The sequence below is a fragment of the Candidatus Methylopumilus planktonicus genome (assembly GCF_006364715.1).
Classification (GTDB): Bacteria; Pseudomonadota; Gammaproteobacteria; order Burkholderiales; family Methylophilaceae; genus Methylopumilus; species Methylopumilus planktonicus_A.
Window position 1 is genome coordinate 444,311 of the sequence record NZ_CP040984.1, and the last position, 14,816, is coordinate 459,126.

Annotated in this window: 16 protein-coding genes; 9 read left to right on the forward strand and 7 right to left on the reverse strand. The window is 34.8% G+C overall.

Going from position 1 to position 14,816, the window contains the following annotated elements:
- Positions 1-29: 29 nt before the first annotated feature.
- On the reverse strand, positions 30-287 hold the full coding sequence (locus FIT63_RS02545) for a hypothetical protein (RefSeq protein ID WP_140006419.1): 258 nt from the start codon (positions 285-287) through the stop codon (positions 30-32).
- 308 nt (positions 288-595) lie between these two features.
- On the opposite strand from FIT63_RS02545, the gene FIT63_RS02550 reads away from it, so the two are divergent.
- A complete protein-coding gene (locus tag FIT63_RS02550; RefSeq protein ID WP_140006420.1) occupies positions 596-1,333 on the forward strand; it encodes an SDR family NAD(P)-dependent oxidoreductase in 738 nt (245 codons plus the stop codon).
- Between the two features lie 55 nt (positions 1,334-1,388).
- Here the strand turns inward: FIT63_RS02550 and FIT63_RS02555 are convergent, their stop codons facing one another.
- Positions 1,389-2,669, reverse strand: coding sequence for a DASH family cryptochrome (locus tag FIT63_RS02555; protein WP_223259941.1), 1,281 nt, complete (start codon positions 2,667-2,669; stop codon positions 1,389-1,391).
- A gap of 164 nt (positions 2,670-2,833) precedes the next feature.
- Here FIT63_RS02555 and FIT63_RS02560 point away from each other — a divergent pair, with 164 nt between their 5' ends.
- From FIT63_RS02560 to FIT63_RS06885, 4 genes are all read left to right on the forward strand, one after another.
- Positions 2,834-4,141 (forward strand): PQQ-dependent sugar dehydrogenase, encoded by a 1,308-nt coding sequence (locus tag FIT63_RS02560; protein WP_140006421.1) that lies wholly within the window; start codon positions 2,834-2,836, stop codon positions 4,139-4,141.
- A 131-nt stretch (positions 4,142-4,272) separates the two neighbouring features.
- Positions 4,273-4,467 carry a hypothetical protein gene (locus tag FIT63_RS02565; RefSeq protein ID WP_140006422.1) on the forward strand — a complete coding sequence of 65 codons (195 nt, stop codon included), beginning with the start codon at positions 4,273-4,275 and terminating at the stop codon, positions 4,465-4,467.
- Positions 4,468-4,496: 29 nt separating this feature from the next.
- Positions 4,497-4,667 (forward strand): hypothetical protein, encoded by a 171-nt coding sequence (locus tag FIT63_RS06815; RefSeq protein ID WP_189340934.1) that lies wholly within the window; start codon positions 4,497-4,499, stop codon positions 4,665-4,667.
- 2 nt (positions 4,668-4,669) lie between these two features.
- Positions 4,670-4,798 carry a hypothetical protein gene (locus FIT63_RS06885; protein WP_262981995.1) on the forward strand — a complete coding sequence of 43 codons (129 nt, stop codon included), beginning with the start codon at positions 4,670-4,672 and terminating at the stop codon, positions 4,796-4,798.
- Between the two features lie 37 nt (positions 4,799-4,835).
- Here the strand turns inward: FIT63_RS06885 and FIT63_RS02570 are convergent, their stop codons facing one another.
- Entirely contained in the window at positions 4,836-5,888 is a 1,053-nt protein-coding gene (locus tag FIT63_RS02570; RefSeq protein ID WP_140006423.1) for a histone deacetylase family protein, read from the reverse strand.
- A gap of 35 nt (positions 5,889-5,923) precedes the next feature.
- Positions 5,924-8,068, reverse strand: a complete 2,145-nt coding sequence (locus tag FIT63_RS02575) for a TonB-dependent receptor (RefSeq protein ID WP_140006424.1) — start codon at positions 8,066-8,068, stop codon at positions 5,924-5,926.
- A gap of 179 nt (positions 8,069-8,247) precedes the next feature.
- Here FIT63_RS02575 and msrA point away from each other — a divergent pair, with 179 nt between their 5' ends.
- Together msrA and FIT63_RS06820 are read left to right on the forward strand one after the other, a co-directional pair.
- Complete coding sequence (gene msrA, locus FIT63_RS02580; protein WP_140006425.1) at positions 8,248-8,751, forward strand: peptide-methionine (S)-S-oxide reductase MsrA; 504 nt, start codon at positions 8,248-8,250, stop codon at positions 8,749-8,751.
- Positions 8,752-8,800: 49 nt separating this feature from the next.
- On the forward strand, positions 8,801-8,965 hold the full coding sequence (locus FIT63_RS06820; protein ID WP_189342330.1) for a hypothetical protein: 165 nt from the start codon (positions 8,801-8,803) through the stop codon (positions 8,963-8,965).
- A gap of 29 nt (positions 8,966-8,994) precedes the next feature.
- On the opposite strand, the gene FIT63_RS06825 is transcribed toward FIT63_RS06820, so the two are convergent.
- Together FIT63_RS06825 and FIT63_RS02585 are read right to left on the reverse strand one after the other, a co-directional pair.
- Positions 8,995-9,144 (reverse strand): hypothetical protein, encoded by a 150-nt coding sequence (locus FIT63_RS06825; RefSeq protein WP_189340936.1) that lies wholly within the window; start codon positions 9,142-9,144, stop codon positions 8,995-8,997.
- A gap of 17 nt (positions 9,145-9,161) precedes the next feature.
- The gene (locus FIT63_RS02585; protein ID WP_140006426.1) at positions 9,162-10,691 is read right to left on the reverse strand and encodes a cryptochrome/photolyase family protein; all 1,530 of its coding nucleotides are present in this window, start codon (positions 10,689-10,691) and stop codon (positions 9,162-9,164) included.
- A gap of 735 nt (positions 10,692-11,426) precedes the next feature.
- Here FIT63_RS02585 and tdh point away from each other — a divergent pair.
- Positions 11,427-12,461, forward strand: a complete 1,035-nt coding sequence (tdh, locus tag FIT63_RS02590) for an L-threonine 3-dehydrogenase (protein WP_140006427.1) — start codon at positions 11,427-11,429, stop codon at positions 12,459-12,461.
- A gap of 16 nt (positions 12,462-12,477) precedes the next feature.
- Positions 12,478-13,668 (forward strand): glycine C-acetyltransferase, encoded by a 1,191-nt coding sequence (gene kbl / locus FIT63_RS02595; protein ID WP_140006428.1) that lies wholly within the window; start codon positions 12,478-12,480, stop codon positions 13,666-13,668.
- Positions 13,669-13,707: 39 nt separating this feature from the next.
- Here kbl and FIT63_RS02600 read toward each other — a convergent pair whose 3' ends face one another.
- Complete coding sequence (locus tag FIT63_RS02600; protein ID WP_140006429.1) at positions 13,708-14,799, reverse strand: ADP-ribosylglycohydrolase family protein; 1,092 nt, start codon at positions 14,797-14,799, stop codon at positions 13,708-13,710.
- Between the last annotated feature and the right edge of the window lie 17 nt (positions 14,800-14,816).

Sequence of the window (14,816 nt, forward strand, 5' to 3'; positions counted from 1 at the left end):
AACTATTAAGTTATGAATTAAATTTAATATTACTTACTTTCATATTCAGATCCAGGGTTAAAGCCACCATTGCCACCAATCAATAATGCATCTGTAGGGTGAAATGGTTTAAAGTCAGGTTCTACTTCAACCTTATTTCCATATTCAGTGCCAGGATTAAAGCCACCATTACCACCAATCAATAATGCATCTGTGGGATGAAAGGGTTTAAAACCTAAATCTTCTTCTGCGAAAAGAGGAACGCTCAAGAAAGAAAGTAAAAAAACAAAAGCTAATATTTTTTTCATAATACTTACTCCGGTAATTTAAACAAATCTAAATGTGCAAAATATTGAATATTTTTTGACCTTTAGAAAATAATCGTATGCCTGAGTTATCGAGATGTCAACAATAAACAACAATTTGATTGAATATGTCTCTTTAGGAGCTTAAGGACGGGGATTTTGCCAGGGAAGCTATTTTGGTGGAGGAGAAAAAGAAGCGTGTAAGCAACACCATAAAAAACAAGTAAAATAATACCTATGAAACTCCATCTCAAATTACTCTCTTAAATTCACCACAAGTTAATATTTTTAAGAGCTTAAAAGGTGCAAATATGAAAAAAGCATTAATCACTGGTGCAACTGGTGGCTTAGCCCAATCATTGGCTGAAAACTTAACTAAAAATAACTGGCAGCTAGTTTTAGTGAGTAGAAATTCAAAAAAACTTCAAGAAATATACGGGGATAAGCACACTCAAATTATTGCCGACTGCTCAAGTTTCCAGGGAGTTAAACAAATATTTGATGAAATTGCAGAAAGAAACATAATCTTAGATAGCTTAGCGCATTGTGTTGGCAATATCAGGCTTGGATCACTTCATAGAACGTCCGAAGCTGATTTCTTTGATTGCATATCAGTAAATTTATTTAGTGCATTATTCACATTGTCAGGTTTTGTAGATCATTTAAAAAAATCATCTACTCATGGGTCAGCAGTTTTTGTCTCATCAGCAGCTGCCAGCATAGGCATTTCCAATCACGAACTCATATCAGCAGCAAAGGGAGGGCTTGAGGCACTTGTAAGGAGCTCTGCTGCTTCATATGCTGCTTCAAATATTCGTATTAATGCAGTTTCCCCTGGAATTTTGGATACCCCCGCTTCAGCAAATCTTTTATCAAGTGATCTAATGAGAGAAATAGCTGCGAAACAGTACCCAATTAAAGGTATTGGAAGTGTTGAAGAAGTTGCTGATTTAATGGCTTGGCTGTTATCTGAAAAAGCTCAAAGAGTCACAGGTCAAGTTTGGCCTATTGATGGTGGCTTTTCAAGTATAAGACCTTTAGTAAAATAGTTTTTTAGCAGCATAACCTAAAAAAATCTAAGCAATTTGCCATAGAAACGCGCTATCAGTTGAGCCACATTTTTTTATAGGTATTATTAGGGTCGTATTCAAGGTTCTGTTTTTTTGTGTTAAATTTTCTTCCTCCTCTTGGATCTGTTCCAAGCCCAGCAATATATAGCCAATTTCCTTGATTACTATATACGTCATAATCAATTAATTGAGACTCAAACCATAAGGCGCCTTTTCTCCAGTCACAACTAAGATCGTAAATTAAATAACTTGCTACGATTTGCCTCATTCTATTGGAAAGATAACCAGTAAATCTTAATTCTTTCATGCCAGCATCTATTAAATCATTTCCTGTTTCACCCTGAATCCACTTATTAAAATTTTCATCATTATGGTTTATCAAATTATTATTATTACTCAGGCCATTTTTAGAGTAGAGCTTTTTTCCAAATTTAAAATGAATAAATCTAAAATAATCACGCCATAAGAGCTCAAACCATATCCAATATGAGCTTTCGTTTGCACCATGCTGATCTTCAAATTCTTTTATTCTGAATGCAATATATCTTGCTGAAATCGAGCCTAAAGATAACCAGGGTGAAAATTTTGTTGAGAAATTTACTCCAAATAGTTGATTGCGTGTTTCCTTATATGTGTGTGGCAGTTTTTGTAGTAAATAATTTTCAAGATGAGCTAATGCATTTTTTTCCCCACCATGGAATTGATTCTCGAGGTAAGGAAAAGAAGCATGTTTATATTTGAGACTTGTAGGAAAATTAGTATTTGAACTAAACTCAATATTTTTATCCGGTAAAGGTGGAAGCTTTTCTGGAAGTGGTGTTGGTGCTTTAACTATAATTTTTTTCGATTCAATTAATTTTCTGAATTCTGTAAAAATATCTGGCATATTTTTTAAATCAAATGGAAGTTCATTTACTTCTATCATTGAAGACTGCCAAAACGTTTCAACAGGAATACCTAGGCTTCTAATTGATATTTCTTCATCTTGCTCTTCCGGACTGATAATTTTCTCGAAGATGATTTTAGTTGCACCAATTACCTCTGATATTTTCTTAATTTGTTCACAAATATTGCCATGCACTTCAAGAAGATCTGAATTATGAGACTTAAGATTTTCTTTTAATTGATTTAATGCTTGCCGTAAAAAAGTTTGCCTATGAATACCAACTCTTTGGATATTCTTATAAATTGACTGATTATCTGGATGACAGAACAATGGTAGTAAAACATCACTTTCAAGAGAGGCTTTTAGAAAGGCTGTGTTATCGAATAAGCGTAAGTCATTCCTAAAACAGTAAATAGTAATATTTTTCACTTATTTTCTATCTTTTTTGTGGATTAATGCAAAAAAACGCATCAGAGTTAATGTTATTAATGTTACTAGATTTATAGGGTTTTAAGATAGTTTGAGAAGGTCAAAAGTAGCTAGGTTAAAAAACTGGTGTGGTAAAACCTTATCAATTCTATAAAATTAAGATTATGAAAAAAATTATAAGTATTTTTTTATTGGGCATCCTCTTTGCTTGCCAAACAATACCTTCTGCAGATTCGCCCGCTTTGAGTTTGGGTAAAGACCCTCAATTACCTGAACCAAGCTCATCAATTATCCCTACAGTAAATATTGCTAAAGCTTCGCAATGGCCAGAAGGTATCACGCCTAAAGTTAAAGAGAACTTTAGGATAAATCTTTATTCGAAGGAACTAACACATCCTCGCTGGCTATACGTTTTACCTAACGGGGATGTTCTGGTTGCGCAAAGTAATAAACAATCCCCTAAAAAAACACAGGGTTTAAAAGATCTTATAGCTAGATACATTATGAAACGTGCTGGAGCAGGCAATGACAGCCCAGACAAAATTACAATACTTCGAGATGAAAATGACGATGGAGTTGCTGAATTAGCCAACGATTTTTTAACTAATTTACATTCACCCTTTGGTATGACGTTAATTGGTAATGATTTATATGTAGCTAATACTGATGCTGTTATGCGCTTTCATTATGAGATGGGCGATATAAAAATTGACACTAAAAAACACCCCCCAGAAAAAATTGTAGATTTACCAGAGGGAGAGATTAATGCACATTGGACCAAAAACATTATTGCATCTCTGGATGGAACAAAGCTTTACGTAACAGTTGGTTCAAATAGTAATATTGGTGAGCATGGGTTAGATCAAGAAAAAGATAGGGCAGTAATTATAGAAATTGATCTTAAAACAAAACAAAAAAGAATTTATGCATCAGGTCTGAGAAATCCAAATGGTCTTGCATGGCAACCATCTTCAGATAAGTTATGGACAGTAGTTAATGAAAGAGATGAATTAGGTAATGATTTAGTGCCTGACTATTTAACTTCCGTCAATGATGGCGATTTTTTTGGATGGCCATATGTCTATTTCAAAGACCGTAAAGACCCTCGCGTTAAAGGGTCTATGCCAGATAAGTTAAAACCTCGTTCACCCGATTATGCATTAGGGGCTCATGTTGCAGCTTTAGGTTTAGTTTTTTCTAATACTTCACAATTTAAAGCACCCTATGACAGTGGTGTGTTTATAAGCGAACATGGCTCATGGAATAGAAAGCCACGAAGTGGCTACAAAGTTGTTTTTATATCTTTTAAGAATAGTGAACCTCAAGGATTGCCGGTTGATATCGTCACTGATTTTGTAATCGAGGATGAAGCCTATGGAAGGCCAGTAGGTTTAGCTATTGATAAAAAAGGAAATCTTCTTATTGCAGATGATGTGGGTAATCGCGTTTGGAGAATTTCTTCAAAAGAATAAGTAATTTAAGTATAAAACTTTTAGCATTACATGCAGTTCTGATGACATTCACTAATGATTTTTTGCTTGACAATAGCTAGTTTAAAAATACATGCTAACATCATATTTTTGAATTATAAGAAAATGGCTTTATGAGTTTTAGAAAAAGTATCGCTCGTGTTACATTTTTATTAGCATTAATTTCACTAGCATGGTTAATTTTAGGGATTTTAGAACTAGCTCCCTTAATAATCCATATACCTGGTGAAACAAACTTAAGAGCCCACGCATCTGTAACTCTTTTATTCTTGCTTTTAGCTTCTTGGGCTTTTTGGAATGAAAAATAGTAATAATCTATTAATGATAAGGAGAAGTTATGCTTAAAATGTCTGATATATGTATTTTATTGTCTGTCTTTGTGGCTTTTATTACCACAGCTTATTTATGGTTTACTGGCCAACAGCAAGAAGGGTTATTTACTGCTACATGGATTCCTTCTATTTTAACTTTTGCAATTTACTTTAAAGTTATTTCCAGAAAGGGATAAAAATGACTAATACAATATTATTTAGTACAGGTTTATTCTGTTTTTTTCTTGCAATTGTTGGTGTTGTTTTAACAGTTCAAGAATTTAAAAATATGGAACTAAAAGAAAAATTAAAAGATAAGAAAAAATAAGTCGATACATTGTGGCGTTGCATACTTAAAATAGCCCTTATCGTTTAATTACTGTATTTTTATAAATCATTGCATTGAGAATACTTTCAGAGGCTTCTTTAATATTTGTAGGGTCATATCCACCTTCCAAAACAAATAATACGCGGTTAGAAGCATATTTATTTGCAATTGTAGATAGAATATCTGTAGCTTCTTTGTAACCATTATTTGAATATTTTAATTGACCTAGCAAATCATTTTCATGCGCATCAAACCCTGCTGACACCAATATAAATTCTGGCTTAAATTTTTCCATAGCAGGAATTAATTGGTTTTTTAAACCATGAATAAATTCTTTATCACCAGCTCCTTCTGGTAAATCTATATTTAATGTATACCCATAACCTTCACCACTACCTTTTTCATTCGGGCGTCCTGTGCCAGGATAGAAGGGGTGTTGATGGATACTGAAATAGAAAACTGTATTATCGCTATAAAAAATATCCTGCGTTCCGTTACCGTGATGAACATCAAAATCAACGATCAATATTCGGTTGATACCATATTTTTTCTGTAGATATTTTGCTGCAATTGCGACATTATTAAAAATACAGAATCCCATACCCTTATCTTTAGTTGCATGATGTCCAGGTGGTCTTGAGAATACAAAGCCACTTGAAGCCTTACCCTTCATGATTTGATCAACCCCTTCAGTGACTGCGCCGACAGATTTTCTGGCAACTTGATATGAGTATTTTGATATTACAGTGTCGCCCGTGCTTAATTTTGCAATTGATTTAGTCAGCGCTTCAGATTCTTGTTTAACAAGATGAATATATTCTTTTGAATGTGCGAGGTTTATGACATCAATAGACGCATAACCAAATGTCGGCCAAATTAAATTAGGCTTTAATTTAGAGTCATTTTTGAGAAAGTTGATTGTACTTGATATTCGATCAGAATTTTCTGGATGATTAGGCCCGGTATCATGAAGAAGAAATTGCTCATCATAAAGAATTGCAATTTTTAGCCCACTTCTTTCTGATTCAGCAATAAGATTTATCGGCTGAGAAAGTGAGAGGATAAGTAAAAAGTTGAAAATGTATTTCATTGATATGAGTTGTAATCATCATCTTTCTTGTATTTTTAAAAAGTATACGTTAGCGTCGCTCTAGCAGTAAGAGGATAACCATACATAATATTATTATTGTTGTGAGCCGATTGATAGTAAGTTTTATCAAGTAAATTTTCTATATTTAATTGAAGTTTAGTTTGTTTGTTAATATTTGCATAAATGGCTGCATCTAATCTAGCGTATCCAGGAAGTTTTACTGCGGTTGATGTGGTTGGGGTCGCAGCAAACATATCACTTCGACTTATAACCCCTAAAGCCGCACTCCATGTTTCATTCATTTCATATTTATTCCATAACGAAAATGTATGTTTTGGTACATGACCTAATGGTGTGCCTGAAGTAATTTGTGCGTCTCCAGTGCCTTGGTTTTTTGTTATTTCTGCATCTTGATAAGTGTAGCCACCATACATGCTGTATGAGTCAAATAATTTACCTGCAACACCTAATTCAAAACCTTTTGTAACTTGACCATCAACAATAATAGTATTTGTAGGGCTTGAAGGATCTGTAATTGCCATCTTAGACCTTTCTAATCGGTAAATAGAAGAGCTAATTGAAAAACTTTGTAATAAGTCATACTTAATCCCAGCTTCAATGTTTGTAAATTTTTCTGGATCAAATGATTTAATGCTAGACGTAAGGGAGGTTAATTGTTCCCCAGTTCTTGGGAGATAACTTAAGCTATAGTTTGTGTATAAAGATACGGGCTCAATAGGCTTATATACTAAACCAACTCTAGGAGAAATAAATTGATCATTGATGGTAGCGCTATTTGCAATAGTAACGCTATCATTAAATTTAGTTTTAAATTTGTCATAACGTAAGCCTGCGATAATTTGAAATTGTTCATTCAAATATATTTGATCTTGTAAATATATAGCTTGATTAGAAATGTCAGTGGATGTATTTCGACTTCTAGAAGAATTAAATGTTAGCAATGCAAATGGATTGGAAGCTAAAGGCGTAGGGTCAGTGCCACTATTTACAATTCTATAATTTTGATTTTCTTGTAATCCAATTTCTAAACCCGTTAGCAGTTTATGTGAAACAGAACCAGTCTTAAAGTTATATGTTAAGTCTGTTTGATTGAAAAAATTTTGTCTTTGAGTATTGTCATAATAACCATCAATCGTGAAAGTGCCGTTAGCTTGAACTGAACTATTTGCATATACGTTTTGATAATATTTATCGTAGTCAGAAAATCTTGTGGTGTTTTTAACGCTCATACCGTTGTCGAAGGTGTGGTCAATAATTGCATAGCCATTTTTAACTATGGCTTCATTTGGACTTTGTGATGCGTTTCCAAAAAAAGTTGATCGGCTTGTTGAGAAGGGGCGGCTCTGAAGTCCATTACTAACAGAGGGAATGCCTCTATCATTCGTTCTTTTATCATTAAAATATTCCATACCTACAACAATTTTTGTTTTGTCTGATGGTTTAAATGTGAAAGTAGGATTAATAGCCTTTTTTTCACTTTCAACTCCCTGCCTAAAGCTACCCGAGTCTTCAATCATAGCGTTGATTCTTACAGCGAGTGTTTCATTAATGCCGCTATTAAGATCTATGGATGAGCGTTTATGGTCATAGGTACCACCTTGCATTCTTAATTCATTCTTATTTTCCCAATGAGCCTCTTTGGTGACGCGATTAATTACTCCCCCAACACCGCCGCGACCGAAAATCATGCCATTAGGCCCCATTAATACTTCAACACGATCTATATTGTAGAGATCTCGGTAATATTGAACATCATCTCTTACGCTATCTACAAATAAGTCTGATGTGCTTTGGTTACCTCTAAACCAAACACTATCTCGATTGCCTTCGCCTTGTCCTGCCATAACACCGGGGGAGTATTTAATTGCGTCCGTTAAACCTAAAAGAGACTGATCTTTTATTTGTTCTTCAGTAATGACTGAAATGGATTGAGGAATATCTCGAATACGCGTATCTGTTTTTGTTGCACTGCTTATTCTTTTTTTAAGATATGTCCTAGCCACATTGTCTTTAACTTCAATTTCAATCAATTCAATTTTCTTCTCATCTGGACTATTTTTTTCTGACGTATTAGCAATCGAAATGCTAGGTAGTAAGCTTCCTAGCAAGATATAAGTAATTGTTTTTATGAGATATTTTGACTTAATGCATATTTCCATATCTAAATGATAATCATTCTCATTTAAAATAGCAAGGTAAACTATTTTCGAGTAGTTTTAAAAGCGAGCATTTTGTATCACTTGGGATAGCGCTTGTTACATGCATTCAACAGTATTGAACTTTGAAGGAATGAATAGCATCAAAGAAATATTGATTAAATTAATAGGTAACGCTAAGAATGGCTAATGAGACGGTATATTTAGCAGGTGGATGCTACTGGGGTTTTGAAGATCTCTTAAGCAAAATACCAGGTGTCATTGAGACGGCTGTGGGTTTCTCTGGCGGACATGTTAAAAATGTCAGTTATCGAGAGGTTTCTTCAGGAACTACAGGGCATGCTGAAACGGTAAAAGTTATTTTTAATTCCGATATTTTAAGCTTTACCGATTTACTTACATTTTTTTTCAAAATGCATAATCCAACGACACTGAATCAGCAGGGCAATGATATTGGAACGCAATATCGATCGGCAATTTTTGCGACAACGGACGAGCAAATTTTATTAGCCGAGGAATTAATTAAAAAGATTGATTCATTAGGAGTTTTAACAAAAAAAATTACTACCGAAGTTAATACATTTAATACATTTTTTCTTGCTGAAGACAATCATCAGAAATATTTAGAGAAATATCCAGATGGCTATACATGCCATTTCATTAGGGATATTAATTTATCAGTTTAATTGATAATGATTTATTCTATTTTCCTCAAATATCATATAATTTATCACTATGGAAGATAAAAGATGCTGTGGTTCCGGGGTATGCATTATTAACTCAGAAGGAATATGTTGGTGTGGGCAAAAATGGGATGGAGATAAGCTATTAAAGCCAGAATCTAGCGAGGAAAAATTAAATACTTCCGCAAGTCCTAAAGCACCTAAAAAAATTAAATAATTTTTTAAATGTCTTTCTTTTAATTGAATCTACTTAAGAAGCAGATGAAGCATTAAGCCAAAGTATAGAAAAGCAAAAATAGCCACAATCCAAAAAACCTTAAGCATATTAGAATTAATGTCTGCGAGTGTTTGATGAATTTTTTCTAGCAGTGCTTCTTGTTTATTTTTTTTAGTCATATATCTCCTTTAATCTGTTAGATATCCTCAATATTCTTGATTATTTTTTTTGCTTGTAATTGAATATCTTTGATTAGATTAGCATCCATATCCCTTATCTGCTTATGCACAATGGCTAATCTTGGATTTTTACTTAATTGCCCAGCTTTCGAAATAAAAAAATTCCAGTATAAGCTATTGAATGGGCATGCTTTGTCACCAAGCCTATCACTTTTTGAATAATGGCATCCCTCACAATAGTTACTCATTTTATTAATATAATTCGCCGTGGAAACATAAGGCTTACTTGCTAGTTTACCTCCATCAGCAAATTGACTCATGCCAAGTGTGTTTGGCATCTCAACCCATTCAAATGCATCAATATAGATACCTAAATACCACTCATGAAGGCTTTTAGGATTAATACCCGCAAGAAGAGAAAAATTACCAACAATCATAAGCCTTTGGATATGGTGCGCATAAGCTTCATCTAGCGATTGGTTGATCGTATATTTAAGGCAATTCATTTTGGTTTTGCCATTCCAAAACCAATTGGGCACTGGCAATTGATGACTAAAATAATTTTGGTCACCAAAGGCTGGCATATGGGCCCAGTAATATCCTCTAATATATTCTCTCCAGCCAATGATTTGTCTGATAAAGCCCTCAGCAGTATTGATGGAGATTTGATTCGAAAGGTAGGATTTTTCGACGGCTGATACAACTTCTCTAGGAGATAGCATTTTGGTATTTAATGCAAAAGAGATTAAAGAATGAAACATTCTTGTCTCGTCTTTACGCATAGCATCTTGATAATCACCGAAATAAATTAAAATATGCTGAATAAAAAAATCTAAATGCTTTAATGCTTCTTTTCTATTTAAAGGCCAACGAAATTTAGATGCATTATGATTTCCAAAGCTCTTAATTTTAGCTTCTGTAATTTCATTCCATAATTCACTATGGTCATGAGTCGGCCTATGATCTTCAAAGACTTTTGGTTCACCCTTCCAGGCTTTTCTATTCTCGTGATCAAAATTCCATTTTGAACCAACAGGTTTGCCATCTTCAGACATCAGAACATTGTGCCTTTTTCTCATATAGCGATAAAAAGACTCCATAAGCCATTGCTTCTTATCAGTAAATATTTCATTTACTTCAGAGCGATTTGTATAAAAGTGCTCTGATGAAAAACACTCAGATGGAATAGAGATTTCAGTACAAAATTCTGTTAAATCATGATCAAGCCTGTATTCGTCAGGTTCTAGATACTCAAATTTCTGAATATTGTGTTGAGTCAATAAAGTATTTAAATTTAACTTAAAAGATTGTTGATTAGACTTCTCATTTATTTTGAAATAAATAACTTGATGATTTTTTTTAGCGAGCATACTTTTAAAGTCTCTCATCGCTGCAAAAATAGCTAAAATCTTTTGTGCATGATGAAGCACATAATTTGTTTCTTGTTTTACCTCCATTAAAACGTAGAGGATTTCATCATCTGTATTTTTAAACCACGAATGATTTGGATTGAGTTGATCGCCCAGAATAAGTCTAAGGATTTTCATTGTCGAGGTCTAATAATAGAATTGGTTCGTTATGATTAAATAGCACTTAGATCCCAGATTTACAAATACGCAGAAGTAGATATTTTAATTGAAAACATATCGCTCGAGCAGCTTCAGGTTACCGCCGAAAAATTTTCGCTATCAATGATATACAGATATTTGTAAAAAAACATTGTAGTATTTAGGCTCATTATAAGTGTCCTAAAATAACCTTCATATCATTATTTAATAGCTCTTTTAATAGGGCTATGTTCTATCTATCCTTGCAAATGAAACCACTCAAAACAATTCAGAAATTTATCTCTGACTATCTTCCGTTAAAAATCTCAAAAGAAAATATTAGATTTGTTCTTATTTTTTTAATTTTCTTGTTTGCGGCCTTGCTTTTAGTAACTTTTACAGAATACAACCGTCAAAACTTCTAACGTTTGGTATATTTACTTATCAAAAATCTTGTCCTGAAGCCCAATGGGCAAGATTTTCATAATTTACCCACACGTTAAGAGGGGTATTAGGAGACGACTATCATTCCATCTGAGCCAATTTCTCACAAGAAGATATTTTTTAGTGCTTGTCGTTATTTTATTGAATCTTCGATGAATATTACGTATGAGACAGAATAAGGGTATGTAACAAAAAAATGCTTATTCATACTAAAAGTTGGTATTAAAAAAATGAATTTTCAATATAATTAAAGTCTTCCTTTATTGTCTTAAGAATGGCGAGGTCTACCAAATGAAAGCATTAGTCAAAAAATACGCTGAAGAGGGTTTATGGCTAGAGGATATGCCAGAACCTGAAATGGGTAATAACGACGTATTAGTTAAAATAAAAAAGACAGCTATTTGCGGCACAGACATCCATATCTACAATTGGGATGAGTGGGCGCAAAAAACAATCCCTGTTCCTATGATTACTGGACATGAGTATGCAGGAGAAATTGTAGATGTCGGCTCTAATGTAACGGATTTAAAAGTAGGCGATATCGTCTCAGGAGAAGGCCATTTAACATGTGGTCGATGCAGAAACTGCCTAGGTGGCAGAACACACTTATGCCCTAATACCATAGGTGTAGGTGTAAATCGAACAGGATGTTTTGCTGAGCTCTTGGCAGTGCCAGCTAAGAACATTTTTAAACCAAGTCGTGAAATTTCAACTGACTTACTTGCTATTTTTGATCCTTATGGAAATGCAGTACATACAGCACTCTCTTTTAATATGGTAGGCGAAGATGTGCTTATTACAGGAGCAGGTCCAATCGGTATGATGGCCGCTCTGGTTTCAGATCATGCTGGCGCAAGAAATATTGTCATCACGGATGTAAATCAATATCGTTTAGATTTCATCAAAAAAATTCTTCCACGTGTTATTGCAATTAATGTTGAAAAAGAAACAATTAGTCGTGACATGATGAAGTCCGTTGGTATTTTTGAAGGATTTGATGTGGGACTCGAAATGTCAGGCTCCCCCAAAGCTTTTAGTGACATGTTGAATCTCATGATTAATGGTGGCCATATTGCCATGCTAGCAATCATGCCTGCAGGTTCTGGCATAGATTGGGATATGGTGGTATTCAAAGGTCTCACAATTAAAGGAGTCTATGGACGTGAAATTTTTGAGACTTGGTATAAAGGTACGATGATGGTTCAAAGTGGACTGCCTTTAGAAAAGATAATTACACATCGATTTCCTTATACTGAATTTAAAGAAGGTTTTGACATTATGCGATCAGGTAAGTCTGGCAAAATTATCTTAAATTGGGAAAATTAATATTAAGGGTCTTTAAATGAGCTTTAAAAAAGTTAAAGAAAGTTTTTCCTCTGATTTAGAAGAAATTAAAAAAGCAGGACTTTGGAAAACTGAACGTATTATTAATTCTGATCAGAAAAGTAAGATTCAACTTTCTGATAATCAAGAAGTTATTAACATGTGTGCGAATAACTATCTGGGTTTAGCTAATAATCCAGAAGTTATTCAGGCAGCCAAAGATGGTCTTGATCGATGGGGCTTTGGCCTTGCCTCTGTTCGATTTATATGTGGAACACAAACATTACATAAAACTCTAGAAGAAAAAGTGAGTGAGTATTTAGGCATGGAAGATACGATTCTCTATGCTGCTTGCTTCGATGCTAATGGGGGTTTATTTGAAACCATTCTCACAGCAGATGATGCTGTTATTTCTGATGAACTTAATCATGCGTCGATTATTGATGGTATTCGTTTATGTAAAGCGCAACGTTATCGTTATAAAAATAATGATATGAATGATTTACGTGCAAAGCTAGAAGAGGCCAAGAAAAATAAAGCGAGACGCATTCTTATTACTACCGATGGTGTTTTTTCTATGGATGGTACGATTGCACAATTAGATAAGATTTGTGATCTTGCAGATGAATTTGATGCCATGGTGCATCATGATGATTGTCATGCAACAGGATTCATGGGAAAAACAGGCCGTGGTATTCATGAATATTGTAATGTAATAGATCGCGTTGATATTATTACTAGTACATTTGGCAAAGCTTTAGGAGGTGCGACTGGTGGTTTTACATCCGGTCGTAAAGAAATTATTGATATGTTAAGACAAAGATCCCGACCTTATCTATTTTCAAATACACTCGCCCCTAATATTTGTACTGCTTCATTAAAAGTTTTTGAGATACTAGAAAATTCAACTGCACTTCGCGATACATTAGAGAAAAATGTTCATTACTTTAGATCTGGCATGCAAAAAGCTGGTTTTGATGTAAGGGATGGTGATCATCCTATTGTTCCTATTATGTTAGGTGATGCTAATCTTGCTCAGTCAATGAGTAAAAAATTATTAGAAAAAGGTATCTTTGCAATTGGATTTTTTTATCCAGTGGTACCGCAAGGAAAAGCGAGAATTAGAACGCAAATTTCAGCTGCTCATACATTCGAAGATCTAGATAAAGCTATAGATGCTTTTACTGCAACTAAAAATCAATTAATCTAACATCAAAAATTTTGTCTTGAATTGATATAAGTTAGAAAATTATTCAAAGCGTTTGATAAACGTTTCTATTTCATTATTCAGTTCATCATGGGCGATTAGGCCATCAATCCAGCGCTTAGGAATGGCTTCAAATCCCAAACTTGAGCCAAGTATCGCGCCTAAGACAGCACCGCGGTGGCAGTTGTCGCCGCCAACATTAGTATTAGCGATCAGTGCCACTTCGAAATTATTAGAATAGCGTGAGGCGAGGTAAAGAACGGAAGGGAATGACTGATCTATGTAACAAGCAGAGCTGAGTAAGCCGCCAATGACATCACAATCAGAACTTTGCTTACTGCGCACAGAAGCAACTACCTTCGCTGCAGGAAATCCAAGGCGACTTGCTGCAGCGCAGGCGAGTTCTTCGGTATTTGGATTTGTGTCATGAAAAATATGAAACAACAATGCGCTAAGTTCACTGGAGTAGATTTCCAGTGAGGGTGAGCGGTGAGTTAGGCGTTGATGGTTTAAGGCTTGAGCGTTAGTAGTTGATAAGTTACCCTCGTTTAAGCTTGCTATGATGAGTATCGGGAGACTAACTAAGCCGCCAATAGATGCCGTATCATGACCTTCGGCCCCAGCACACTTTTCAGGATGGATACCTTTCGCGTAGTTAGCAAAAAAGTCTCGATGGTAAGATTCCGCGTAAGTATCGTTATGTCGGTCAGGCTCTGTCATAAAGCTAATATACTCACGTAAAAAATCAGCGGGATCATAATCACCTGTTGCATTAAGCGAGCGCAACAAAACCCTCGCGCACAGTAAATTAAGTGTATTTTCGCCTGCTTGCATTCCCTGATGATAATGACGATTAGCTGGACCCCAATGGTGCTTTTTGCCTTTGAGTATCACGCTTCCAACAATATCGCCTTCTTGCGTTCCACGTCCTGCTTTGCTGGTGTTGGCTAGAGACATGATTGAGTTAGGATGATGCGCTTTAGGCGCTTGGTAATCTTTTATCTGACCAAAATCTTGCCACAGGGTAGCAATGCTGTAGTACCAATGCACTGGCATCGCCAGCGCATCACCAACAAACATGCCCCATAGCGCGCCACGCATGCGGTCAGTTTTATTAAGGGGCATAGTATTCATGAGGGCATCCTTAGCCT